The organism is Psychromonas sp. SR45-3 (genome assembly GCF_014163575.1).
GTDB classification, from domain to species: Bacteria; Pseudomonadota; Gammaproteobacteria; order Enterobacterales; family Psychromonadaceae; genus Psychromonas; species Psychromonas arctica.
Window position 1 is genome coordinate 58,832 of the sequence record NZ_JACJDP010000004.1, and the last position, 24,123, is coordinate 82,954.

Genomic DNA, 24,123 nt, shown 5'->3' on the forward strand with positions numbered 1-24,123 from the left:
AAAGCCTTTTATTTTTTTGCTGTTAATAATATCACTATAAGATATCTAAAACAGATTCAGGTGGACGACCCAAAGCAGCTTTACCGTTAGCCACTACTATTGGTCGCTCAATTAATTTGGGATTGGCTTGCATCGCCGTTATTAATGCTGACTCATTGTCTTCATTTGCAAGATCTAACTCTTTATATAACGTTTCTGTAGTGCGCATTAATTGGCGAGCGGAATCAAAACCTAATTGCGTGATTAAGGTCTGAATTGTCTCTACAGAAGGTGGCGTTTCTAAATATTTTATTATTTCAATACTGTGTTGTTCGTTATCGACTAGCGCTAATGTTTCTCGGCTTTTTGAGCAACGTGGATTATGATAAAAAATGATATCTGTCATAGTAACCTCTTGTTATATAGTGAATTATTTTTAATGCAGGTGTTTAGTTGAGTATTTATTCTGCAGGCCAAATGGCGATATAGTCCTCTAAATTATCGAGATCTATTTGTGTTTCTGAAACAATTTTCCCTCGAATAGAGTGTCCGCCTTTATGCATTGCAGATTGACTACCTGTTAATAAAGGATGCCATACTGGCAATGGTTTTTCTTCTATTAATAGTTTATAGGCACAACTTGCTGGTAACCAGTGAAATTGTTCTACATCATCCAATGAAATTTTGACACAGTCAGGAACCAGTTTTAAACGCTTTTCATATTTTCTACATTGGCAGGTTTTAGTATGTAATAAATGACAAGCGACATTAGTAAAATGTAGTTCTTCTGTTTCATCATCGATTATTTTATTAAGACAACATTTACCACAACCATCACAAAGTGATTCCCATTCGTTTTGTGACATTTGCGATAGTGTTTTTGTTTCCCAAAATTTTTCCATTTTTTCTACTTACCTTGTAATCGACTATTATTTTTTGCGATGGGTAATGTTTATTACCCATTTTATTATTTATGTCACTTATTATTAGAACACGATTAAAATGCTGTTCGACTATTAGTTAAATGCTATTCAACGACTATGCGTGGCGAAAGAATACGCTCTGATAAATAACTGACCGCAGTGGCAAAGTAATACGAACGGTTCCAATGCATTAGCACTTTGTAATTATTATAAGCTAAGTAAACACGTCCGTTTTGATCATCAGGTATAACAATTGATGCCTGTAAGTCAACATTTGGTAAATCAGTTCCCTCGTAACGGCGCACTCCTAAAGCTTGCCATTGTGCTAATGATTTTGTTTGTTTAATGCCTGCTAATTCAGTATCGAAATCAGCTGGTAACTTAACTTGTCGTCCCCATGTCTGCTGGTTATTCCAACCTTCTGTTTTTAAATAATTTGCTGCAGAAGCAAAAACATCGCCAGGTGTATTCCATATGTCTTTTTTACCATCACCATCGTAATCAACAGCATAATTTAAATACGAGGTAGGCATAAATTGAACTTGTCCCATTGCACCTGCCCATGAACCAATAAATTTATCCTGGCTAATATGGCCTTGCTCTAAAATCGTTAAGGCTGCAAATAGTTGTTTTTTAAATAATGCTTCACGACGGCCTTCATAAGCCATTGTCGTTAATGAAGAGATAACGTAATGACGTCCAGTCAAACGTCCGAAATTGGTTTCAATGCCCCATAACGCAACAATAAAACGAGGCTGAACGCCATACTCTTTACCAATCTTTTGTAAAAGATGATAGTTATCAGCGTAGGCTTGTCGTGCTTGATTTATTTTCCAATCAGGGACAGCACGTGGAATATAAGTATCCAAGGTCATTTTAAATTCAGGTTGTTGTTTGTCAGATGACACACTGCGTTGTAAAAATTCTACTTTTTCAAAAGCACTGTCAATGATCTTTTGATCGATACCTAACTCGGCAGCTTCTGCTTTGATATTTTCAACATATTTAATAAAGGAAATGTCATCTTTTGCAGCGGCAAAACTACTTATTGAGAAACTGCATAGCGTAAAAACAGATATCGTTTTAAGTAAGTGCCCCATTTTATTTGAAAATTGCTTTATTGCATTCATTCCTCTGTTCCCCGTTTTTGTTGTTGGCGTTTTTTATGATCTTTTAAATGGTCAACAGGAGGTGGCGGAAGTTGCAAATAAAAACCTGATCTAGTCACTTCTTTGATCACCTTAGGTGCTTCGGCCATCGCCATTTTGGTGGTTTCAGTGATATTTAACATGCTCACTAATTTTGGTGGACCAAATTGTTCTAACAAAGCAGTCGGGACTTGTGAAAAGTCATCTCGTTTTGCTACAAAAATGTAGGTTTGTGGTTTACGGATACTTTTATATACAGCACATAACATAATACTTATCTAGCCCTTTACTTGCCTAATGTTGATGCAAACTATAACATGCATAAGCGTTTATTTTTTATAGAAATCCGCTGAATTTTATGTCAAATAATAAAGATTTAATAAGAAAGGACAATTATGACGTTAAAATCGTTAAATTTTACCTTGTTAGTCGTCAATCTTGATAATGAAACACTTTCAGACCTTGCCGAAGAATTAAATAGAAAACGGTTAATGGCACCTGAATTTTTTGCTCTGACCCCAATGGTGGTTAATATTGCTGAAACATCGTTAAATATCGATTTTCTACAACTACGAAATATCGTAGAAGAGCATGGTTTTATCTTGACAGGTATAACTGGCAAAGTGTCAGAACAGCAAAAACAACAAGCGAGTGAACATTCAATTGCGGTGTTACATGGTTCTAAGAGACAGGTTGTAAATACTTCTCCTGTGCCTGAGCCCATGGAGGAGAATAAAGAAGTTGCTGATGTCTTACCTACCGAGCAAGACTATACCGTCAGCGAAGTAAAAACAAAAATACATACTGGCCGCGTTCGGTCAGGACAGCAAATTTATGCAAAAGAGTGTGATTTAGTTATTCGTGGTGATGTGGGAGCCGGTGCAGAAGTTATTGCCGATGGCAATATTCATATCTACGGTACCTTAAGAGGTAAAGCATTAGCAGGTGCGATGGGAGATACCGATGCGGTTGTTTTCTGTACGGTTTTACAACCTGAGTTAGTGTCAATTGCAGGTGTTTACAAATTAAGTGATACCTTGCCTGAAGATATGTGGTCAACCTCGTGCTCAATCTCTTTAGAAGATCAAAACATGGTTTTTTCAAGTTTAAATAAAATTTAAAATTAGGAAGGAAAGTTATATGGCAAAGGTAATTGTTGTCACTTCAGGTAAAGGTGGCGTTGGCAAAACAACGAGTAGTGCCGCTATCGGCACCGGTTTAGCTAAAACAGGTGCTAAAACGGTGGTTATCGATTTTGATATTGGTCTAAGAAATTTAGACTTGATCATGGGATGTGAGCGACGTGTAGTTTATGATCTTATCAATGTGATTAATGGCGAAGCTAATCTACAGCAAGCATTAGTAAAAGATAAACGTGTTGATACCTTATTCATTTTACCTGCATCGCAAACACGTAATAAAGATGCGTTAACCCAAGAAGGGGTTGCACTGGTTATTGAAGCATTAAAAGCAGATGGTTTTGAATACATTATTTGTGATTCACCGGCTGGTATCGAGCAGGGGGCAATGATGGCTTTATACTTTGCAGATGAAGCGATAGTCACGACTAATCCTGAAGTATCATCGGTGCGCGATTCTGACCGAATTACGGGCATGTTATCCAGTAAATCATACCGTTCAGAAAAACAAATGGAGCCAGTTAAAGTTCATTTGCTAATTACGCGTTATTCTCCAGAGCGTGTTGAACGTGAAGAGATGCTAAGTATCGAAGATATTGATGACATATTAGGTATAGATTTACTAGGCGTTATTCCAGAGTCTAAGGATGTGTTAAGTGCATCTAACTTGGGTGAACCAGTGATCTTAAATCAAGAAAGTGATGCAGGTAAAGCTTATCAAGATGCTGTTGATCGTCTTTTAGGTACGCCGCGTGATTTACGCTTTGTAACAATTGAGAAAAAAGGCTTTTTAAGCCGTATATTTGGGGGTTAAGATGGGATTATTACAATATTTTAGAAAAGATAAACCTAAAAAGGGAACTGCGAAATTAGCAAAAGATCGCTTGCAGATAATTGTAGCCCATGAGCATTCAAGTTTTGACGTGCCTTCATACATGCCTGAATTACAAAAAGAATTAGTTGCAGTGATCCGCAAATACATGGATATTTCATCGCATGATGTTAAATGTGAATTTAATGATAGAGCGGATGATGATATGTCGGTATTAGAAGTTAATGTGACATTGCCAAAAAATAAATAAACAATCCAGTAAATAAAATGCGACTTAATAGTGGTCGCATTTTATCACTTTTGCTAAGCACGGTATGAAGCCTGTCATTCAGCATTAGTCATTCGCGTTGTTTTAACTTACCCTAACTTAGCTTAGTAAAATCAGCTTAAATTTAACAAAAGCTTTACTCTTTAGTTGCTGGTTTAACTAATGTGATGCTATTAATAATAACTGTTTGTACGGGTTTATCTGCCGCCGCGGTTTGCACTGATGCGATCGCATCGACAACATCTAAGCCTTTGCTCACTTTACCAAATACTGCATAACCCCACTGACTACCCCGCATATCCAAAAAAGTATTATCTTTGTGATTAATGAAGAATTGACGTGTTGCCGAATGAGGTGCATTTGTTCTTGCCATTGCAATAGTTCCTCGTTCATTGCTTAAACCATTACCTGATTCATTCCTAATCGCAGGCAGTGTCTGTAAGCGAGTGCCATCTTTTAAAAATCCACCACCTTGGATCATAAAATCTTTTATAACGCGATGAAAAGTGGTGCCTTTAAAGCCATCCTGTTGTACATAACTTAAAAAGTTAGCAACACTAAGGGGAGCTTGCTCAGGGTATAACTCGACGCTAATTTGACCTTTGTTAGTATCAATAATGACGACTGGGTTTTCGGCCGCTAACGCGAAGTGGCTACTCACTAATAAAATCAGTGCGGTGATGTACTTCATATCATTTCCTTTATTATATTTTATCGACTATAAATAAAATTAATTACTGTATTTACAATGTTGCTAACGAGTTGATTATACCAACTCTGCTAACTAACTGATCAATCTTGCTGGTTAAAAGAACTATTTTTACGTTAAAAGTTTTGTAAAGGGAGCAATCATTTACGGCAACTTTTGCCTTAAACTAGCTCCTTTTTCCTGCGTAATATTTGATCATTAAATTAACGTAATTGGAATTAAAACTGTTGTAATTTACTATTTAGTTCTGGGTCCTGAATAATTTGATTTAATAATTGTGATATCTGTACATTAAGTTGCTCTGTGATGCCTGCTGCACTGGTAGAAAAAGCGGCATCCCACTGTTTGTTGCTGCGGAATAATTTAACGAAGTTCTTGCCTTGGTAGTTAAGTTCTACTTTTATTACCATTTGTGAATCTACATCATAGCTTAATGTTGATTCAGTCACCGTAGCCAGAGCTTTGATTAATTTAATATTAACTTGGTGCTCACTGCTTTTATTCACTTTTAATTTATTGTTTATCCAAGCTTGGGTTAAACTTTTTTCAACTAGCAAACGTAATGATTGTTGCTCATTGATAAGTTGTGCGACATTGTCCCCATCAATAATCTCAATTAAATGGCGTGCAACTCGTAAGTCTTGGCTACCTATTTTCCAAGTATCCGATTTGTTAAAAGTATAAGCATTTTTTTCAAGGTCAAGCTCAGGGTTAATATTAATATCGGTCGGTAAAGACGCACAGCTGGCTAATGTAAGTAAGAGGGTAAGCATGGCAACTAATTTGCTATAAGTATTAAGCATTCAAAGGTCCTTAGAAGAAAAATAATAATGCATCATATCAAACCTATTATTGAATCGTATTAATAAATATTCTATTTGGTTTAATTTTGAACAGGATTGGTTTTATTGAATCAGTTAAGTTAACAAAGTGTTACATTTTTTGCTATATACCATCATTTTAGGCACGACTTGCCGCAACACCTTATTTTTTTATAAATGTACTTTTTTGTATAAAATATGATCGAACTAGCTAAATTATTTGCTAATGAGATCTCTGTCATATTATCTTAATCTTTCTGTAACACTGATAAACTCTAGGCTAGCGATGGTTATCCACTTTTTCTGTGGATAACTCTGTGGGAAGTTAATGAAGATCGTGCTGAAGGCCTTGCTATACCTTGGGTTTGATTAGATCGAAGTATTTTTGAGCATGAAATTTAAGTTATATTTATCAATGAGTTGTAATCGTCAAGTGGTTTTTTTATGGTTTTGTCACTTGTCTATAAGCTCGCTTTTGATTTATGCCTTGTCAATCATTTTCTGTGCATTATTTGTTAAAAAATATATTTATTTTAATTGACAAAAATACGGATCACAGAATTTATATTGCCTATTTATTGAGCGGGTGCTGCGCCTTGTATTTATTATAAAGCGTGCTTTTGATGCGCATGAATATTGAACTGTTGAAAAATTAGTAATGACTTAAAATGCCAAATAAGGTCTTTTATTGTTATTTTACTCTTGTAAATATTATGTTTGTCAAATAATTTAATCGTAACCTCTATTTTCAGCTATTACTGATATTTGTGTTTTTATCGGTTGTTAAAAAATGTTCATTTTAGTGGTGATCGTTATAATGATAAGATGAACTTTTGAATTAAAATCAATAACGAGGATTTATGAGTAAAGTATTTGAGTTAGTTTGTCCATTTTCTCCCGCAGGAGATCAACCACAAGCGATTGCTAAGTTAGTTGATGGCATTGAGTCAGGATTGGCATATCAAACCTTATTAGGGGTGACTGGCTCAGGTAAAACCTTTACTTTGGCAAATACCATCGCTCAATTAAATAAACCGACTCTTATTTTAGCGCCTAATAAAACGCTTGCCGCGCAATTGTACGGTGAGATGAAAGCTTTCTTTCCAAACAACGCTGTTGAATATTTTGTTTCATATTATGATTACTACCAGCCAGAAGCTTATGTCCCAAGTTCAGATTCCTTCATAGAAAAAGATGCTGCTGTTAATGCGCATATTGAACAGATGCGTTTATCGGCAACAAAAGCCTTATTAGAGCGTGATGATGTTGTCTTAGTCGCTTCCGTTTCTGCTATTTACGGTTTGGGTGACCCACAATTGTATCTTAAAATGATGTTGCATATTAGTGTCGGTGAAATGATTTCTAGCAGAGATATTTTACAACGTTTAGTCGATATTCAATATACACGCAATGAAACAGAGTTAAGCCGAGGCACCTTTCGTGTCCGTGGTGAAGTCATTGATATTTTCCCAGCGGACTCTGAAAAACAAGCTGTTCGTGTGGAATTATTTGATGACGAAGTCGAAGCGATTAGCATTTTCGACCCATTGACGGGTCAACAAATAGAAAAACTCTCACGTACCACTATCTTCCCTAAAACACACTATGTAACACCCAAAGAGCAAATCCTAAAGGCGATAGATGGTATTAAAGAAGAGTTACAGGATAGAAAGAAAACGTTTTTAGCTGAAAATAAACTCATTGAAGAGCAACGGATTTCGCAACGTACTTTATATGATTTAGAGATGATGAATGAACTCGGTTATTGTTCGGGTATTGAAAATTATTCTCGTTATTTATCCAGTCGTGGAGTAGGCGAAGCTCCGCCGACGTTGTTTGATTACCTACCTAATGATGGGTTATTGATAATTGATGAAAGCCACGTTACGGTTCCACAAATTGGTGCTATGTATAAAGGTGATCGGTCACGTAAAGAAAATTTGGTCAATTATGGTTTTCGTTTACCTTCTGCGTTAGATAATCGTCCATTAATGTTTGAAGAGTTTGAGAAGTTAGCACCACAAACCATTTATGTGTCGGCGACTCCAAGTGATTATGAGATTAACAAATCACAGGGAGATATTATTAGGCAGGTGATACGTCCCACGGGATTATTAGACCCAATCATCGAAGTTCGTCCGGTAACTACACAAGTGGATGACCTGTTATCTGAAATTAATATTCGCGTTGCAAAAAGTGAGCGAGTATTAGTTACTACCTTAACAAAACGTATGGCAGAGGACTTAACTGAATATCTGAATGAACATGGCATTAAAGTGCGTTATTTGCATTCAGATGTTGATACGGTGGAACGAGTTGAGATCATACGCGATTTACGTTTAGGTATATTCGACGTATTAATTGGTATCAACTTATTGCGCGAAGGTTTGGATATTCCTGAAGTTTCTTTAGTGGCTATTTTAGATGCGGATAAAGAAGGATTTTTACGTTCGGAGCGCTCGTTAATTCAAACTATGGGTAGGGCTGCACGTAATTTAGAGGGGCGAGCTATTTTATATGCGGATAGAATTACTGATTCTATGCGTAAAGCCATTAAAGTCACAGAAGATAGACGAATATTGCAAGATGATTTTAATAAAGCCAATGGTATTGAACCTAAAGGTCTGTCAAAAGAAGTCAATGATGTGATGCAGTTAGGGCAAAAACCACAACCTAGAAGTAATATTACACCGCTTAATGTAGCTGAGAATGGGGTTTTGTATCAATCCAAGAAACCACTTCGTACTGAGCAAGATATCTTAAAAGAGATTGCCAAGCTTGAGAAAGAAATGTTCGCTTTTGCCAAAGCATTAGAGTTTGAAAAGGCGGCACAGTTGCGCGATCAAGTGTCCAAATTACATGAGCAACTTCTATCTGTAGGGTAAACACTGATAGCTGTTTATATTTATAGGCAGAATCTAGTCGCTCATGTCTTGCAGATTTTGTTTCTTCAATGGTAACGAGTATCAATTATCTAGTTCCACATAATTAATGCTCAATTCTTTTTTCTAATTGGCACTAATAAAATGTGATACACCTCATTAATATAGATGAAGGTGAACAAGCAGGCAGTGCATGACCTCTCATTAGCATAAAAGTAGACTGCAACAGTAAAAATGACCATTATACTTAAAATAATAAGTCATACTTATAAGTGATCAAAATGGACTGACATTTTTTAGTTGAATCCAAGAATGGTAAATTAATGATAGAAACTGAAGAATATGGATATCGCCGCACTACACTGCGGGTTTTACTCGTTGTAACCATTTTTGCAGCAAGTTTTTTTGCTGTGACTAATTGGCTCGCAGGGTTTCATCTTTTTTCAATTATCGAAGCAATTATTGCGAGCTTTTGGAGTTGGATATTAGTTATTAGTAAGACAACACAATATTTACAGAGGTGGTCTTTTGTCTATTTATGTACTTTTTACTTTCTAGTCATATATGGAATTATGATCACTAATTTTAAGGCCGGGCTATTCTCATGGCTGTTTATTTTCCCCATTCTCTCTTATCTACTGTTAGGGCTAAAAGCAGGAACAGTGATCACCTTTGTTAGTGTTTCTGGCGGCTTAGCAGCGCTAGGGCAATTAGTGTGGGCGAGTAATACCGAAGCATACTGGATTGTTATGGGGAATGTTGGGTTTACGCTTGCTGCAATTTGGTCAATGGTTTATGTATACGAAGCTAAACGTGAAGAGGTTGTTAAATACTTGAAGGAGCAAGCAAGGAAAGATCCTTTAACTGGTTTACTCAATGTACGTGACTTGAATGGTATTCTCACCAGCACATTACAAATAGCGGAGCGGCATTCACAACCTGTGACCTTGGTATACATTGATATTAATGATTTTAAGCAGATTAATGATGCGCAAGGGCATCAAAAAGGCAATGAAATTTTGCTTGCAGTGGCAAAAGCTATAAAAAAAATGACGCGTGTAGAGGATCAAGCATTTAGATACGGTGGAGATGAATTTTGCATTATTTTCCCTAATTGTGTTGAACAACAAGTAGAGCAAACCTTTGGAATACGACTAGCTAATGAAGTACATGAAAATTTAGATAAATTGACCATGAGCATTGGTTATGCTCAGACGGGCCCTACTAATTTTTGTTCTCCTGATTCCCTTATCCATAAAGCAGATAAAAACATGTATTTAGTTAAGTCAACTTCCAAAATAAATATTTAACTTGGAAGCTGGCTGAATAAATACGCGGATATATTGTTAAGCAATTATTTTGCAATTACTTTATGTCGCATACTTGAATGAGCGATGACAACAATCATTATTGCGATATAAAATTAATGATGTCACTAGATTCATATAACCATTGTGTTTCACCGCTGGCATGCTCGATGCGTAAACATGGTACTTGTTTTTTACCGCCACCTTGAATTAAATCATTACGATGTTGAGTTTGCTGTTGGATATTTCTGTGCTCTATATCCAACCCTAATTTTTGTATCGCTTTACGTGTCATTGCACAATATGGGCAAGCATCGTAATGATAGAGAGACAGAGATTTTACTGGTGTTTTTGATAATGTCATTTTGCTTCCTTAAAGTGGAACTGGTTGTTATAAAATTTAATTTTACTGATTCATTTTGCTGATTGATATTTGTAATTTGAAGTGAATTATAAACAATGAATTAGTGTTGGTAGCGACCAATCGTCTAAATATCCCTCCCATTTGTCCATTTCGTTGATTTATAGATAAATGTTAACAAAGCCAATTCCTTTGCTTTGAATTCAATATCAATCTGCTTATCAGGCTGCTTTTGACATTTTCTTACCGTGCAAGGAAGTTAGTTTTTTTAATAACATATCACCAGCAATATAAATAACGATAGCCCCTACAGGCGGATTAATGGTTGTGAATAACCACCAGTTCGAATGCCAATACCAGGTGCCAAGCTGCGTACCGACAATTTCTAGATATAAGACCAATAGACTCATTATTAGATATAAAATAGCGTAGTTTTTGCGCTGCAGCAGATAAAAAAACAATAGCGCTAAACAGGCGCTTAGGGTGTCGCTGAGCACTATCGATACGGTCAAAAATAATAGAATGAAAAAGGGCACTAAGACCATTTTAATTTTGTGTTCATTTTTCTGGATTAATTTTACGTTACTGATTAATAAACCAGTGATATAGATTACAGCATGGCCAAAGGGTACGTATAGGGGAATGCCATCATTCCTATAATTATACATATCAAGCCATAGACAACAGATCAGCTCACCAAGCCATGATAAAGGCACCATGATGATCATTAGTTTTTTTAGTGATGTATTGACTTTAATAAAAAGAAAAGCCCATAAGCTCATAATTATGATTGATGTAAAGAGCTTATTATCAAAGTTAGTACCTTGTATCAATGTAGAATCTAACATCAATGCAGGGATCCATATCAAGATAAGTAATGAGTAGGTAGCATATTTATTTAGTAGCATTAATTAATACTTTTAATGAAGAAGTTTTTTAGGTTGATCAATTAAACAGCATTTTGACAAAGACATTATCATTTGCAAGATTTCTCTATATTATACTGCTATGTAAATCCTATGTAGAGTTCATAACATTTCTAAGCAGGGTAACTATCACACTGTTTCAATACTAAGCTAATGGTGTTAGTTGATGCTGTTTGGCAATGGCATTTGCAACCTGTATTAATCGATTTTTTATTGCTTGTTCAATACCTTCATTTATTTTTACTAAGTCTGCAATTGCAATCAAGGCTTGCGTATTTAGGTTATTACCTTGGTGTTGATAAGCAATGCCAGTATCGACCACCCAATGTTCTGTAGTCAGCTGTTTTTCTTCTATTGTCTTTACTAGCATAAAATTAATGGACAAAATAATCCTTTCATCTTCATACCAATTTGCCTTTAAAGCTTGAAAGTTGATCCACATTTCTAATTTCTTTATTAAAGGGGTTAGCGCACTAGAAAATGTCTGGTCGGCGACGACTGTGATAGGAAGTGAATTATACATTATGTAGATCATCTATTATTAGGGGCAGGAGTTGGCCTATTAACCTGATCCTGCCTAACGTTATTAGAATCTTGCTGCGGTACTTTTACAGTACTACACGATGCTGTTAGCGACTGCAGTATACGTATCAACACTTTGCTTAAAGCACGGAAAACCCTTCTTTTTCTAATAGCTCAATCAAAGAGATAAGTGGAAGCCCAATTAAACTATTTGGATCTTTCCCTTCAAATCGACTAAATAAGCTAATACCAAAACCTTCACTTTTGAAACTTCCTGCACAATTATAAGGTTGCTCTTTGTTAAGGTAATTAGTGATCATTGCATCTGATAAATCACGAAAATAGACGTCGAAAGGTTCAACTAAAGAGTGTACTTGTCCCGTTTTGCTATTAACTACCGCTAATCCAGTATAAAAAGTAACGTGTTGACCACTGGCTGCTTTTAATTGTTTAAATGCATTTTCAAAGTTACCGGGTTTACCTAAGATTTTACCGTCGTTTAAACACACTTGATCTGAACCTATGATTAAGGCGTCTGGAAATTCGCTAACAACTGCTTGAGCCTTTGCTATCGCCAATCTTTCTACTAATTGGATTGCCGTTTCTCCAGGTAATTCCTCTTCGTTTACGTGTGGGTTAGCTGTTGAAAAGTCTAGATGTAGCTTTGTTAATAGCTCTTTTCTAAACGGTGAAGTCGATGCTAACACTAGCTTCTGTGGCATAATAAACCTTACTTAAGTGGAAAAATGAGTTTATTTTAAGGACTGTGAAAGAATAAAGCGATAGCTGAATAAAAACTTAAGAAAAATAACGCTTTTTCTTTGACTATATTGAACTCTATCTATATTATTCGCGACCATGCAAAAGGTTAAACTACCGATTAGCGTTGATTCTGTTCGCGCTGCTAATAATAGACTGGAGCTAGTTGCTAGCCTCGATAAGTCTTTATTAAGCAGATTAGGAGAGTCAACAAACAGTATTCACTCTGATATCGATACTGCTTTTTCGTTTGATGTGGACCAGCAAAAGCTGAGAATATTCAAAGGTAAAGCAAGTGTCGCAGTAGAACTCACTTGTCAACGGTGCAATGAGCCTATGACTTATCAGTGTGAAGCTGAATTTACGTATTGTCCCGTTCTTAATAAAGAACAGGAAAATAATTTACCAGACGTTTATGAACCCATTTATTACGATGAAAATGGGGAGGTAAACCTTCATCAAATAGTTGAAGATGAGCTGTTATTAACACTTCCGCAAATTGCAAAACATGCAATAGCAGAATGTAAATATGGCAACTACGAAAGTAGCTTTGGCGAAATTGAGGAAGAGCAAGAACGTCCTAACCCATTTGATGCTCTAGCGAAGCTAAAGCTCAAGTAACTAGCAGGAATTTTTAAAATGGCAGTACAAAAAAGTCGTAAGACTCCTTCAAAACGCGGTATGCGTCGTTCACATGATGCACTAAGTGCACCTACTTTAACTGTTGATAGTACTTCTGGTGAAACTCACCGTCGTCATCACGTTACTGCTGACGGCTTCTACAAAGGCAAAAAAGTAATCGAAAAGTAAGTTATTACTTTGCGTAACTTTACCATTGCGCTTGATGCCATGGGGGGTGATTTTGGCCCCCATATTTCTTTATCTGCAAGTACCAAATCCCTACAGTTACACCCAAATTTGTTCATTACTATCGTTGGTGATGCCCAACAAATAACTCCTCTATTAAAAAAATATCAGCTACTTAATCACAATAGAATAAAGTTTGTACACGCACCAGAAACCATATCAATGGAAGATGATCCTGTTTCTGTTTTACGTCATCGATCTCAATCTTCAATGCTCGTTGCGTTACAATTAGTGGCTAACGGAGAGGCAGATGCTTGTGTCAGCGCAGGTAATACTGGCGCATTAATGTTACTAGCTAAGCATACCTTAAAAACATTAGAGGGTATTTCAAGACCCGCTTTAGTCTCTGCACTACCAAATAATCGTGGTGGTCACAGTTACTTAATGGATTTAGGTGCAAATTTGCAATGTGGGTGTGATACTCTGTTTAATTTTGCATTGATGGGCAGCGTACTTTGTGAACAAGTTGAGCAATTAAATGCTCCATCGGTTTCATTACTAAATGTTGGACGCGAAAGCAATAAAGGTAATGAAACGATTAAACAATGTGCAGAGATGTTGTCTGCTACTGAGTTTATTAATTACATCGGTTATATCGAAGCCAATGAACTATTCGACGGACGTGCAGATGTCGTTGTGACGGATGGGTTCAGTGGTAATATAGCGCTTAAAAGTTATGAAGGCATGGGACGTGTTTTTTTTGCACGATTACAGCAAGCGATAAATTCAACTTGGTATAGCCGTTTATTGGGTAAAGTATTGAATCCAATAATAAAAAACCAATTAAAAAATTTGCATCCAGATCTGTATAATGGAGCAAGTTTAATCGGATTACGTGGCATTGTTGTAAAAAGTCATGGAAGTGCAAATGAAAGTGCATTTTTCTATGCAATAGAACAAGCCATTAAAGAAATTCAATGGCAGATACCTGCTTGTATTAGCGCAAGGTTGGAATCTGTCCTAGCAGAGCGAGATTGTTTATCACATGAATAGCAAAATTATAGGTACGGGTAGTTATTTACCAACAGCAGTGCGCACCAACCAGGATTTAGAAAAAATGGTTGATACCAGTGATGAATGGATCACTGTACGTACTGGCATTAAAGAACGTCGCATTGCTAATGAGCAAGAAACAATCGCTTTCATGGGCAAGAAAGCTAGTGATCTAGCGTTAGAGGCGGCTGGTATGAGTGCGTCGGATTTAGATTTAATTATTGTGGCAACCACAAGTAACCATAATGCATTCCCTTCAGCAGCTTGTGAAGTGCAAAATTTATTAGGTATCTATGATATACCTGCCTTTGACGTTGCAGCTGCCTGTGCTGGATTTACTTATGCCTTAAGCGTTGCAGATAATTTCATTAAAGCCGGCGGAGCCAAAAACGTACTCGTGATTGGTGCAGATACATTGGCGAGTACTTGTGATCCAGAAGATCGCAGTACTATTATTCTATTTGGTGATGGTGCCGGTGCAGCCGTGCTAACAGCAACGGAAGAACCTGGTATTTTATCGACTCATATCAATGCCGATGGTCGTTTTGGTGATTTACTCAAACTGCCAAATGTTGGCCGCGATAAAAATGCATTATTAAGTAATTCATATTTAACGATGGCGGGCAATGAAGTATTTAAAGTAGCAGTTAAAAAACTAAGCCAAGTGGTTGTTGATACTTTAGCCGCTAATAATATTGAAAAAGAAAAACTAGACTGGTTAGTACCGCATCAAGCGAACCTTCGTATTATCGCAGCAACGGCAAAAAAATTAGAGATGTCTATGGATCAAGTTATTTTAGCACTTGATAAGCAAGGCAACACTTCTGCAGCATCTGTACCACTTGCTTTGGATGAAGGGGTAAGAAGTGGCAAAATTAAACCAGGCCATTTAGTGTTATTAGAAGCATTTGGTGGTGGTTTTACTTGGGGTAGTGCATTGGTTGTTATGTAATTAACTTTACTAGTTACTAACACTATTAACTTCCAAGTTTCATTTTAAAAATTGTTAATACAAAATTTAGGAATAAAGATGACAAACTTTACATTCGCCTTTCCTGGTCAAGGCTCACAAAGTGTGGGCATGTTGGCTGATTTAGCGGCAACCTATCCTGTTGTTGTTGATACGTTTAAAGAAGCAAGTGCAACGTTGGGTTATGACCTGTGGGCATTAACCCAAGAAGGTCCTGCTGAGTTGTTAAACCAAACAGATAAAACACAACCAGCATTATTGGCTGCATCTGTAGCAATTTGGCGTGTATGGGCAGAAGTTGGCGGTGAGTTACCAACAACAATTGCTGGCCATAGTTTAGGTGAATATTCTGCATTAGTGTGTGCTGGTGTGATTGATTTTAATGATGCCCTTAAATTAGTTGAGTTACGTGGTCAATTAATGCAACAAGCTGTACCAGCTGGTGTTGGTGCAATGTATGCGATCATCGGTTTAGGTGATGCAGAAATAAAAGCGGCTTGTGAGCAAGCTGCGCAGGGCGAAGTTGTTTCTCCTGTCAATTTTAACTCACCAGGACAAGTTGTTATCGCTGGTAACAAAGATGCAGTAGAGCGTGCCGGTATATTGTGTAAGGAAGCAGGTGCTAAACGCGCATTACCATTACCTGTTTCTGTACCCTCTCATTGTGCATTGATGAAACCTGCTGCCGATGAATTAGCCGTTGCACTGCGTTCTATTACATTTAATACACCGAAAATTTCAGTGATTAATAATGTTGATGTCGCGATTGAAACTGAAGCTAACAAAATCAAAGATGCGTTAGTGCGCCAACTATATTGTCCTGTACGCTGGACTGATATTGTAGTGAAAATGGCCGCCCAAGGCATTAATCTACAAGTGGAAGCAGGCCCTGGCAAAGTGTTAAGTGGTTTGGTTCGTCGTATTGAAAAAGGTGTTGCTGCGCAAGCTATCAATGATTCAGCAAGTTTAGACGCTGCATTAGCTGCAGTTAAAGGAGAATAAGAATGAGCATGCAAGATCAAGTTGTTTTAGTCACTGGTGCAAGCCGTGGTATCGGTCGTGCTATTGCCGAAAGTTTTGTTGCATTAGGTGCAACTGTATTAGGAACCGCGACGAGTGAAAGTGGCGCAGCTGCAATCAGTGAATATTTAGGTGATGCGGGTAAAGGTTTTGTCTTGAACGTCACAGAAAACGAGTCTATTGAAGCATTATTTGCTGACATTAAGAAAGAGTTTGGTACTGTTGATGTGTTAGTGAATAATGCAGGTATCACTCGTGACAACCTATTGATGCGTATGAAAGATGCAGAGTGGGATGACATCATTGGTACTAACTTAACGCCTATCTTTAAATTGAGCAAAGCGGCGCTTCGTCCTATGATGAAAAAGCGTGCTGGTCGCATTATTAATGTAGGCTCTGTAGTCGGTACGATGGGTAATGCTGGTCAAACTAACTATGCAGCAGCGAAAGCGGGCGTAATTGGCTTTACTAAATCATTAGCTCGTGAAGTGGCAAGCCGTGGCATTACTGTTAATACAGTAGCACCTGGTTTCATTGAAACAGATATGACTAAAGCATTAAACGAAGAGCAACGTGCCAATACTTTAGCAAACGTACCAGCTGGTCGTTTAGGTGATCCGAAAGAGATTGCTGCAACTGTTGTATTTTTAGCCTCTGAAGGTGCGGCTTACATTAATGGTGAAACAATTCACGTTAATGGCGGCATGTACATGGTCTAATTTTTGACTTGTTGAGTTATCAAATTAACCTGAAAAAGATAGATATTCTATAATTTATTGATTAAAGTCGTAAAATACTGGTCTAACCAGTGATAGAATACTTGAATATTAAACGCGATAGAATAAACTACCGCAACTTAACGCAAAAGCGTAATTACAAAGGAAGATAAAAAATGAGCAATATCGAAGAACGCGTAAAAAACATCATCGTTGAACAATTAGGTGTTCAACTTGACGAAGTTAAAAACGAAGCTTCTTTCGTTGACGATCTTGGTGCTGATTCACTAGACACAGTTGAGCTTGTAATGGCTCTTGAAGAAGAATTCGATACAGAGATCCCAGATGACGAAGCAGAGAAAATCACGACTGTTCAATCTGCTATTGATTACGTTGTTAACAACGGTTAATTCTTCACTTTAAAGTGTAGTTAATTTCTAAAGGCGGTCTTCTGACCGCCTTTTGTTTTTTATAGTTTGAATCCCATCATTTTCTTTAGCAATACCTAAGTATTTTATTTAAAGTTTTTAGTTATTGTTTTTAAAGCCTCATTTAGGAGAGTCTAGTGTCAAAGCGTCGAGTTGTAGTAACCGGTTTAGGTATGATATCGCCAGTAGGTAATACAGTAGAGCAATCGTGGCAGGCCATTCAAGCTGGTCAAAGTGGGATCTCAAATATTGAGCACTTTGATACAGAGAAGTTTTCTACTAAATTCGCTGGTTTAATTCGAGACTTTAATGTCGAAGAATATATGCCAAAGAAAGAAGCACGTAAGATGGACCTATTTATTCAATACGGTGTAGCAGCTGCTGATCAAGCAATCAAGGATTCAGGTTTAATCATTAATGATGATAACGCTGAACGCATTGGTGTTGCTATTGGTTCTGGTATTGGTGGTCTTGGTATCATTGAACAAAACAAAGATAATTTTGCAAAAAGTGGCCCTCGTAAAATTAGTCCATTTTTTGTCCCAGCGACAATTATTAATATGATTTCAGGTCATGTTTCTATTAATAATGGTCTGAAAGGTCCGAACATTGCGGTGACAACGGCCTGCACAACGGGTACGCATAGTATCGGTTTAGGTGCGCGCATGATCCAATACGGTGATGCTGATGTAATGATTGTAGGCGGCGCTGAAAAAGCATCGACTGAAATGGGCATGGGTGGTTTTGGTGCTGCACGTGCATTATCGACACGTAACGATTCGCCAGAAACTGCAAGTCGCCCGTGGGATGAGTCCCGTGACGGTTTTGTATTAGGTGACGGCGCTGGTGTGTTAGTGATTGAAGAATACGAACACGCAAAAGCACGTGGTGCCAAAATTTATGCTGAGTTTGTTGGTTTTGGTATGAGTGGTGATGCTTATCACATGACGTCACCACCAGAAAGTGGTGCAGGCGCTGCGTTAGCAATGAAAAATGCGATTAAAGACGCGGGTATTAACGCTGCAGATATTCAATATATTAATGCACATGGCACTTCAACACCTGCTGGTGATATTGCTGAAACACAAGCTGTTAAAGGTATATGGGGAGAAGATGCAAAATCAGTAATGATGAGCTCTACTAAATCCATGACAGGGCATTTGTTAGGCGCTGCTGGTGCAATTGAAGCTATTTTCAGTGTACTTGCAATTAAAGATCAAGTTGCTCCACCTACTATCAATCTTAAAAACCCAAGTGAAGGTTGTGATTTAGATTACGTAACAGATGGTAAAGCGCGTCCTTCGAATATAGAGTATGCACTATCGAATTCATTTGGATTTGGTGGAACAAATGGTACGTTAATCTTTAAACGTATCTAGTTTTACGCATTACCTATAAAATGAAAACCCGATATTGACTCGGGTTTTTTTATGTCTAAATTTTACATCGCTAAAGTCGCTTATTTTCAGTACAAGTGACTTGTATTGAGCACAAGTGCTTTCTTATTAGCTTTGTTTAACCCTGTATTAGCAATTACTTTAAAATAGGTGGCAGTAAGCTGATGTTTATTAACGGTGAACAACATAACTCAATCGATGCAAGTGATCGCGGTTTAGGCTATGGGGACGGTTTGTTTTCCACCATAAAAGTCGAATATGGCAAGGTTGTTGATTGGCAACTTCATCTACAACGTTTACAGCTAGGCGCCTCGCGTTTATTTTTTCCTGCTATCGATTGGTTGCAACTTCAAAGTGAGGTGCTTAGCTGTGCAACTACGGTGAAAGCAGAAGCAAATTATGTGTTAAAAATCATATTAACTCGCGGTAGTGGTGGTCGGGGCTATAGTGCTGAAGGTTGTGCGCAACCGATGCGCATCATTAGCTTATCACCATTCCCAGTGCATTATTTTGAATGGCAAACGCAGGGAATTGACATTGTGCAATGCCAAAGTCAATTGGGGCGAAATAAACAATTAGCTGGGTTAAAATCATTAGCGAGATTAGAACAAGTCTTTATCAAACAAGAACTAAGCTCATTAAATGCAGTAGAAGGCTTAGTATGTGATGAGTTTGGGCATGTTATTGAGGCCTGCAGTGCGAATCTTTTTATTCACCTAAATGGGCAGTGGTTGACGCCTAAATTAGATTATTGTGGCGTAGCTGGAGTGATGCGTCAGCGTATTATGCAACATATCGATATTGATGTGACTGAAGCTGAATTGACCGTCGAACAAGTTAAACAAGCCTCCTGTATGCTATTAACTAATGCGTTGATGGGGATCGTACCCGTTAAGCAATATCAAGATATAACATATTCTCAACAACAGTTGCAGCAAGTAACTGACTTACAAATTAAGCTTAAGCAAGGAAGTGGTTACTAATGGTCAAAAAAATTATCTTAGCCTTACTATTTATCGGTATTTGTCTGAGCATCGCTTTTTTATGGGCACAGCAACAGGTAGATAAATATTTACATGTGCCAAGAGTACAACAAACACAGTTGTTTACCTTATCTGAAGGGCGTTATTTTGCACACCTTGCACCGCAGCTAATTGAACAAGATTTATTGGATACTGATCGATGGTGGAAAGTTGTTTCTAAATTGAAACCTGAGTTAACTAAAATAAAATCAGGCACCTATGAGTTACCTAAAGGTGCATCATTAGCAGATATCTTAACCATTTTAACCACAGGACGTGAGTTTCAATTTAAATTGACATTTGTTGAAGGTAGTACCTATAAAGACTGGTTAGTGATATTGCAAAATGCACAACATATTCAACCATTACAAGAGTCTGAGCAAACTTTGTTAGCTAAACTTGGCAGTAAAGCAACAAAGTTAGAGGGGTTATTATTCCCTGAAACTTATCATTACACTGCTAATATGAGTGCTTTTAGTATTGTTAAAAAAGCCTATTTGCATCAACAAATGGTATTAGATAAATTATGGCCTGAAAGAGACAAAAATTTACCTTATAAAACACCTTATGAAGCGCTGATCATGGCCTCTATTATTGAAAAAGAGAGTGGGCTTGCAAATGATAGAGATAAAATAGCATCAGTGTTTGTTAACCGTTTACGTATTGGCATGCGGTTACAAACCGATCCGACGGTTATTTATGGCATGGGAGAGCGCTACGACGGGCGTATTCGTAAGAAGGATTTGCAGGAGAAAACAGCTTACAATACGTATACTATTAATGGTTTACCACCGACACCAATCGCGATGCCGAGTGAGGAAGCAATGTATGCGGCTCTACATCCAGCGAAAACACGCTACTTATATTTTGTCAGTAAAGGGGATGGGACCTCTTATTTTTCTAAAAATTTGAGAGAGCATAATAATGCCGTTAATAAATATATCCGAGGAAGGTAACATGTCAGTATTAGAAAAATTAGCGGGTAAATTTATTGTTATTGAAGGGTTAGAAGGGGCAGGAAAAACGACTGCCATTCAGTATATTAAAAACTGGCTAATATCAAAAGGGCTTGCTGAACGACAACTTGCCTTTACTCGAGAACCTGGTGGTACTGTATTAGCTGAAAAAATGCGTGATATAGTTAAAATGGACGTGACAGACGAACAATTAGCTGACAAAGCGGAGTTACTGATCATGTACGCAGCACGAGTACAATTGGTTGAGCATAAAATCAAACCAGCTTTAGCGGCGGGCCATGTGGTGATTGGTGACCGACATAATTGGTCTTCACTTGCTTATCAAGGTGGTGGTCGTGGCATAGATCTAAACCTAATCAATGAAATTAAGCAGGTAGCCTTAGGTGACTTTAAAGCGGACTTCACCCTATTTTTAGATATTGAACCTGAGTTGGGACTTGCAAGAGCACGTGGCCGGGGAGAGTTAGATCGCATTGAGCGTTTAGCCATTGATTTTTTTAATCGTTCTCGTGCTGTTTTTCAGCAGCTGGTTAGCGAAGAAAAAAATGCGGTCTGTATCGATGCAAGTCAAACATTTTCGCAGGTTGAAATTGATATTAATCGACAGCTTGACGCATGGTTAGCGAGTTTATAAAAATGCCCGAAAGTAATATTTTTGAAAATGTGAGTACCCCTTGGTTAACCCCTTTCTATACGCATTTACAGGATGCATATCATCAAGGGCGTTTTGCGCACGGTCTATTATTTACTGGCAGTAGTGGTATTGGTAAATATAAATTAGCGCGACAATTAGCCCAGTATTTATTGTGCAGTAATAAACAACATAACGATGCCTGTTTTGAATGTCACTCCTGTCAGCTGTTTAGTGCTAATAATCATCTTGATTTTAATCTATTGGAAGCTGAAAAAAATAAATCAATTGGCATTGATCAAATTCGTTTATTAACAGATAAATTGAATGAACGTCCGCAACTTGGTAATAATAAAGTCGTGTTGATTAAAGGTGCTGACCAATTAACCGAGGCTGCTGCTAATGCGTTGTTGAAAACCCTTGAAGAGCCTCAAGGTGATAGTTATTTAATTTTATTAACTCGAACACATCATCAATTGATGCCGACCTTACTAAGCCGTCTGCAACAAACACATCTACACAGTCCCGACGATCAAACCTTAATTGATTGGTTATATCAATTTGGTTTTCAAGTCAGTGACGTTGGTGTATTACGTTGGTTTCAAAATAGTCCTTTAGCCTTGCTCAACCATTTAAAAGCGTTACAAGAAGATGCGTCGCTTGATACTCGTCGGCAATGCATCGAAGGGTTGTTCTCTCTTTTATATGAGCCTATTAATTTATTTTCCTTTGCACAATTATTAGTGAAGGACGTTGAACAAAATCTATTATTATTATTTCATTTATTACATGACCTGCATAAATTAAAATTGAATGGTAACCAGCTTGATCCTGATGCTATTTATTACTTCGCTTTACCGCAATTGAAAATCTGGCAAACACAGTTGTCGTTAAAAAGTTTACGTCTATTAAGCGACGAAATACTAAAAAATCGCAGCCTATTAATGGGGCATTCGGCGCTTAAAAAAGAATTATTGGTTAATGCGTTATTAATAAAAATTAAAAATGAATTTAAGGAAATTACAGTATGTTAGTAGACTCTCATTGTCATCTTGACCGATTAAAATATGGGGAAAAACATACCGATATTACTGAGGTCATTGAAAAAGCCCAAGCAAAGGGCATTACTCATTTATTGAGTGTTTGCGTGACGTTACAGGATTACCCTGCAATGGCTGCAATGATTGCACCTTTTAAACAAGTCTCTAGCACCTGTGGCGTACATCCGTTATATGAAAAAGCGGTGATGGATGAAGCCTTATTACTAGAATATGCAAGTGCAGAAAAGGTGGTTGCAGTAGGAGAAACAGGTTTAGACTTTTTCTATTCTCCAGAAACAAAAGAATGGCAAATCGATGCATTTCGTAAACAAATTAGAGTGGCTAAACAACTCAATAAACCTTTAATTATTCATACTCGAGGTGCTCGCCAAGAAACCTTAGATATTCTTCGTGAAGAAGGCGCTGAGCAAGTCGGTGGGGTTTTACATTGTTTTACTGAATCAATTGAAATGGCAGAAGCAGCGATGGAAATGGGTTTTTATATTTCTGTCTCGGGCATTGTAACCTTTAAGAATGCAAAAGAATTACAAGCAGTAATTAAAGCGGTGCCTTTGGAACGCTTATTGGTAGAAACGGATTCCCCTTATTTAGCACCAGTCCCTCATCGAGGGGAAGAAAATGAACCTGCTTATACCTACGATGTTGCACAATTTGTTGCTGAATTAAAAGGGGTGACATTTGAAGAGCTTGCCAAGGTCACCACTGAAAACTACTTTACGCTATTTAAAGGTGCGCAAAGGTAACCTATAGTCATTAAACCTAGCTCAATTGGGAATGCTCAGTTTGGCAATGAAATTCGTTTTATATATAAGGACCTCTCATGCAATCAATATTATTAAATGGAAAAATAATTACCCCGTCGAAAGTAGTTTGTATTGGCCGTAATTATGTAGAGCATATTGCTGAACTGAACAATGAAGTCCCTACTGAGCCGGTTATTTTTGTCAAACCTAACTCTGCTATCGCTGCTGAAATCAAAACACATGCCGTTGACGCGATTCATTATGAAGCTGAAATTTCTTTTGTTGTTGAGAATAATCAGTTTATAGGTGTTGGCATTGGATTGGATCTAACTAAGCGTGAAGTGCAAAGTGTCTTAAAGGCTAAAGCATTACCTTGGGAACGTGCAAAAGCATTTGATGGGTCTGCTGTTTTTTCAGATTTTATTACGCTCGATTATGATACTAATATTGAATCGATACGCTTAGTTTTATTGATTAATGAGCAGGTCACTCAGCAAGCGACGTTTGATTTGATGATCTATAAACCAATGCAAATTGTTGATGCAGTAAAGGCATTTATGTCCTTTGAAGATAACGATATTTTAATGACAGGCACACCTAAAGGTGTCGGGAAAGTGAATCAAGGTGATTGCTTTACTGGACAATTATTTGCAGAGGATAAGTTGTTGTTAAGCAAAACGTGGACGGTATTATAAGTCCTTATTTCATCTGTTTTAGTTCAA

The 24,123-nt window shown here is 37.4% G+C and carries 29 protein-coding genes; 19 read left to right on the plus strand and 10 right to left on the minus strand.

The window, feature by feature from the left end:
- Nucleotides 1–34 precede the first annotated feature (34 nt).
- The 4 genes from arsC to H5084_RS03815 all read right to left on the minus strand — a co-directional run bounded on the left by arsC (nt 35) and on the right by H5084_RS03815 (nt 2,319).
- Nucleotides 35–385 carry an arsenate reductase (glutaredoxin) gene (arsC, locus tag H5084_RS03800; protein WP_028869989.1) on the minus strand — a complete coding sequence of 117 codons (351 nt, stop codon included), beginning with the start codon at nt 383–385 and terminating at the stop codon, nt 35–37.
- Between the two features lie 55 nt (nt 386–440).
- The gene (locus H5084_RS03805; protein WP_028869990.1) at nt 441–881 is read right to left on the minus strand and encodes a YcgN family cysteine cluster protein; all 441 of its coding nucleotides are present in this window, start codon (nt 879–881) and stop codon (nt 441–443) included.
- 125 nt (nt 882–1,006) lie between these two features.
- Entirely contained in the window at nt 1,007–2,032 is a 1,026-nt protein-coding gene (locus H5084_RS03810; protein WP_245600449.1) for a lytic transglycosylase domain-containing protein, read from the minus strand.
- A complete protein-coding gene (locus H5084_RS03815; RefSeq protein ID WP_028869992.1) occupies nt 2,029–2,319 on the minus strand; it encodes a YcgL domain-containing protein in 291 nt (96 codons plus the stop codon). Before H5084_RS03815 ends, H5084_RS03810 begins: the two co-directional genes overlap by 4 nt.
- A 126-nt stretch (nt 2,320–2,445) precedes the next feature.
- Between H5084_RS03815 and minC the strand changes: the two genes are divergently transcribed.
- The 3 genes from minC to minE are packed head-to-tail and all read left to right on the plus strand — an operon-like array spanning nt 2,446 to nt 4,271.
- Nucleotides 2,446–3,171, plus strand: coding sequence for a septum site-determining protein MinC (gene minC, locus H5084_RS03820; RefSeq protein WP_028869993.1), 726 nt, complete (start codon nt 2,446–2,448; stop codon nt 3,169–3,171).
- A 19-nt stretch (nt 3,172–3,190) separates the two neighbouring features.
- Nucleotides 3,191–4,003, plus strand: coding sequence for a septum site-determining protein MinD (gene minD, locus H5084_RS03825; RefSeq protein ID WP_182689589.1), 813 nt, complete (start codon nt 3,191–3,193; stop codon nt 4,001–4,003).
- Nucleotide 4,004: 1 nt separating this feature from the next.
- The gene (gene minE, locus H5084_RS03830) at nt 4,005–4,271 is read left to right on the plus strand and encodes a cell division topological specificity factor MinE (protein WP_028869995.1); all 267 of its coding nucleotides are present in this window, start codon (nt 4,005–4,007) and stop codon (nt 4,269–4,271) included.
- Nucleotides 4,272–4,425: 154 nt separating this feature from the next.
- On the opposite strand, the gene H5084_RS03835 is transcribed toward minE, so the two are convergent.
- Nucleotides 4,426–4,980, minus strand: coding sequence for a peptidylprolyl isomerase (locus H5084_RS03835; RefSeq protein ID WP_028869996.1), 555 nt, complete (start codon nt 4,978–4,980; stop codon nt 4,426–4,428).
- Between the two features lie 236 nt (nt 4,981–5,216).
- Nucleotides 5,217–5,801: a YajG family lipoprotein gene (locus tag H5084_RS03840; protein WP_028869997.1), complete on the minus strand. Its 585-nt coding sequence runs from the start codon at nt 5,799–5,801 to the stop codon at nt 5,217–5,219.
- A gap of 878 nt (nt 5,802–6,679) precedes the next feature.
- On the opposite strand from H5084_RS03840, the gene uvrB reads away from it, so the two are divergent.
- The gene (uvrB, locus tag H5084_RS03845) at nt 6,680–8,704 is read left to right on the plus strand and encodes an excinuclease ABC subunit UvrB (protein ID WP_028869998.1); all 2,025 of its coding nucleotides are present in this window, start codon (nt 6,680–6,682) and stop codon (nt 8,702–8,704) included.
- Between the two features lie 320 nt (nt 8,705–9,024).
- Nucleotides 9,025–10,011 carry a GGDEF domain-containing protein gene (locus tag H5084_RS03850; protein WP_182689590.1) on the plus strand — a complete coding sequence of 329 codons (987 nt, stop codon included), beginning with the start codon at nt 9,025–9,027 and terminating at the stop codon, nt 10,009–10,011.
- 97 nt (nt 10,012–10,108) lie between these two features.
- On the opposite strand, the gene H5084_RS03855 is transcribed toward H5084_RS03850, so the two are convergent.
- The 4 genes from H5084_RS03855 to H5084_RS03870 form a co-directional block, all read right to left on the minus strand.
- A complete protein-coding gene (locus H5084_RS03855; protein WP_051369252.1) occupies nt 10,109–10,372 on the minus strand; it encodes a glutaredoxin domain-containing protein in 264 nt (87 codons plus the stop codon).
- A 218-nt stretch (nt 10,373–10,590) separates the two neighbouring features.
- Nucleotides 10,591–11,277: a hypothetical protein gene (locus H5084_RS03860; protein ID WP_182689591.1), complete on the minus strand. Its 687-nt coding sequence runs from the start codon at nt 11,275–11,277 to the stop codon at nt 10,591–10,593.
- 163 nt (nt 11,278–11,440) lie between these two features.
- Nucleotides 11,441–11,818 carry a hypothetical protein gene (locus H5084_RS03865; protein WP_182689592.1) on the minus strand — a complete coding sequence of 126 codons (378 nt, stop codon included), beginning with the start codon at nt 11,816–11,818 and terminating at the stop codon, nt 11,441–11,443.
- Between the two features lie 139 nt (nt 11,819–11,957).
- Nucleotides 11,958–12,539, minus strand: coding sequence for a nucleoside triphosphate pyrophosphatase (locus H5084_RS03870; protein ID WP_028870001.1), 582 nt, complete (start codon nt 12,537–12,539; stop codon nt 11,958–11,960).
- A 136-nt stretch (nt 12,540–12,675) separates the two neighbouring features.
- Here H5084_RS03870 and yceD point away from each other — a divergent pair, with 136 nt between their 5' ends.
- The 14 genes from yceD to H5084_RS03940 all read left to right on the plus strand — a co-directional run bounded on the left by yceD (nt 12,676) and on the right by H5084_RS03940 (nt 24,096).
- Nucleotides 12,676–13,197, plus strand: coding sequence for a 23S rRNA accumulation protein YceD (gene yceD, locus H5084_RS03875; RefSeq protein ID WP_028870002.1), 522 nt, complete (start codon nt 12,676–12,678; stop codon nt 13,195–13,197).
- A gap of 18 nt (nt 13,198–13,215) precedes the next feature.
- Nucleotides 13,216–13,386 (plus strand): 50S ribosomal protein L32, encoded by a 171-nt coding sequence (rpmF, locus tag H5084_RS03880; RefSeq protein ID WP_025562454.1) that lies wholly within the window; start codon nt 13,216–13,218, stop codon nt 13,384–13,386.
- Nucleotides 13,387–13,395: 9 nt separating this feature from the next.
- Nucleotides 13,396–14,436 (plus strand): phosphate acyltransferase PlsX, encoded by a 1,041-nt coding sequence (plsX, locus tag H5084_RS03885; protein ID WP_182689593.1) that lies wholly within the window; start codon nt 13,396–13,398, stop codon nt 14,434–14,436.
- Nucleotides 14,429–15,388 carry a beta-ketoacyl-ACP synthase III gene (locus tag H5084_RS03890; protein ID WP_028870004.1) on the plus strand — a complete coding sequence of 320 codons (960 nt, stop codon included), beginning with the start codon at nt 14,429–14,431 and terminating at the stop codon, nt 15,386–15,388. Before plsX ends, H5084_RS03890 begins: the two co-directional genes overlap by 8 nt.
- A gap of 78 nt (nt 15,389–15,466) precedes the next feature.
- On the plus strand, nt 15,467–16,408 hold the full coding sequence (fabD, locus tag H5084_RS03895) for an ACP S-malonyltransferase (protein ID WP_028870005.1): 942 nt from the start codon (nt 15,467–15,469) through the stop codon (nt 16,406–16,408).
- Nucleotides 16,409–16,410: 2 nt separating this feature from the next.
- The gene (gene fabG / locus H5084_RS03900) at nt 16,411–17,145 is read left to right on the plus strand and encodes a 3-oxoacyl-ACP reductase FabG (RefSeq protein ID WP_028870006.1); all 735 of its coding nucleotides are present in this window, start codon (nt 16,411–16,413) and stop codon (nt 17,143–17,145) included.
- 173 nt (nt 17,146–17,318) lie between these two features.
- Complete coding sequence (acpP, locus tag H5084_RS03905; protein ID WP_025562459.1) at nt 17,319–17,552, plus strand: acyl carrier protein; 234 nt, start codon at nt 17,319–17,321, stop codon at nt 17,550–17,552.
- A gap of 155 nt (nt 17,553–17,707) precedes the next feature.
- The gene (gene fabF / locus H5084_RS03910; RefSeq protein WP_028870007.1) at nt 17,708–18,949 is read left to right on the plus strand and encodes a beta-ketoacyl-ACP synthase II; all 1,242 of its coding nucleotides are present in this window, start codon (nt 17,708–17,710) and stop codon (nt 18,947–18,949) included.
- A 182-nt stretch (nt 18,950–19,131) separates the two neighbouring features.
- Nucleotides 19,132–19,950, plus strand: a complete 819-nt coding sequence (gene pabC / locus H5084_RS03915; RefSeq protein ID WP_182689594.1) for an aminodeoxychorismate lyase — start codon at nt 19,132–19,134, stop codon at nt 19,948–19,950.
- Nucleotides 19,950–20,945, plus strand: coding sequence for an endolytic transglycosylase MltG (gene mltG, locus H5084_RS03920; protein WP_028870009.1), 996 nt, complete (start codon nt 19,950–19,952; stop codon nt 20,943–20,945). The genes pabC and mltG overlap by 1 nt, the downstream gene beginning before the upstream one ends.
- A gap of 1 nt (nt 20,946) precedes the next feature.
- Nucleotides 20,947–21,600: a dTMP kinase gene (gene tmk, locus H5084_RS03925; protein ID WP_182689595.1), complete on the plus strand. Its 654-nt coding sequence runs from the start codon at nt 20,947–20,949 to the stop codon at nt 21,598–21,600.
- Between the two features lie 2 nt (nt 21,601–21,602).
- On the plus strand, nt 21,603–22,631 hold the full coding sequence (gene holB, locus H5084_RS03930; protein WP_182689596.1) for a DNA polymerase III subunit delta': 1,029 nt from the start codon (nt 21,603–21,605) through the stop codon (nt 22,629–22,631).
- On the plus strand, nt 22,625–23,401 hold the full coding sequence (locus H5084_RS03935) for a TatD family hydrolase (protein ID WP_028870012.1): 777 nt from the start codon (nt 22,625–22,627) through the stop codon (nt 23,399–23,401). The genes holB and H5084_RS03935 overlap by 7 nt, the downstream gene beginning before the upstream one ends.
- A 77-nt stretch (nt 23,402–23,478) precedes the next feature.
- Nucleotides 23,479–24,096, plus strand: a complete 618-nt coding sequence (locus H5084_RS03940) for a fumarylacetoacetate hydrolase family protein (protein WP_028870013.1) — start codon at nt 23,479–23,481, stop codon at nt 24,094–24,096.
- The last annotated feature ends 27 nt before the right edge of the window (nt 24,097–24,123 follow it).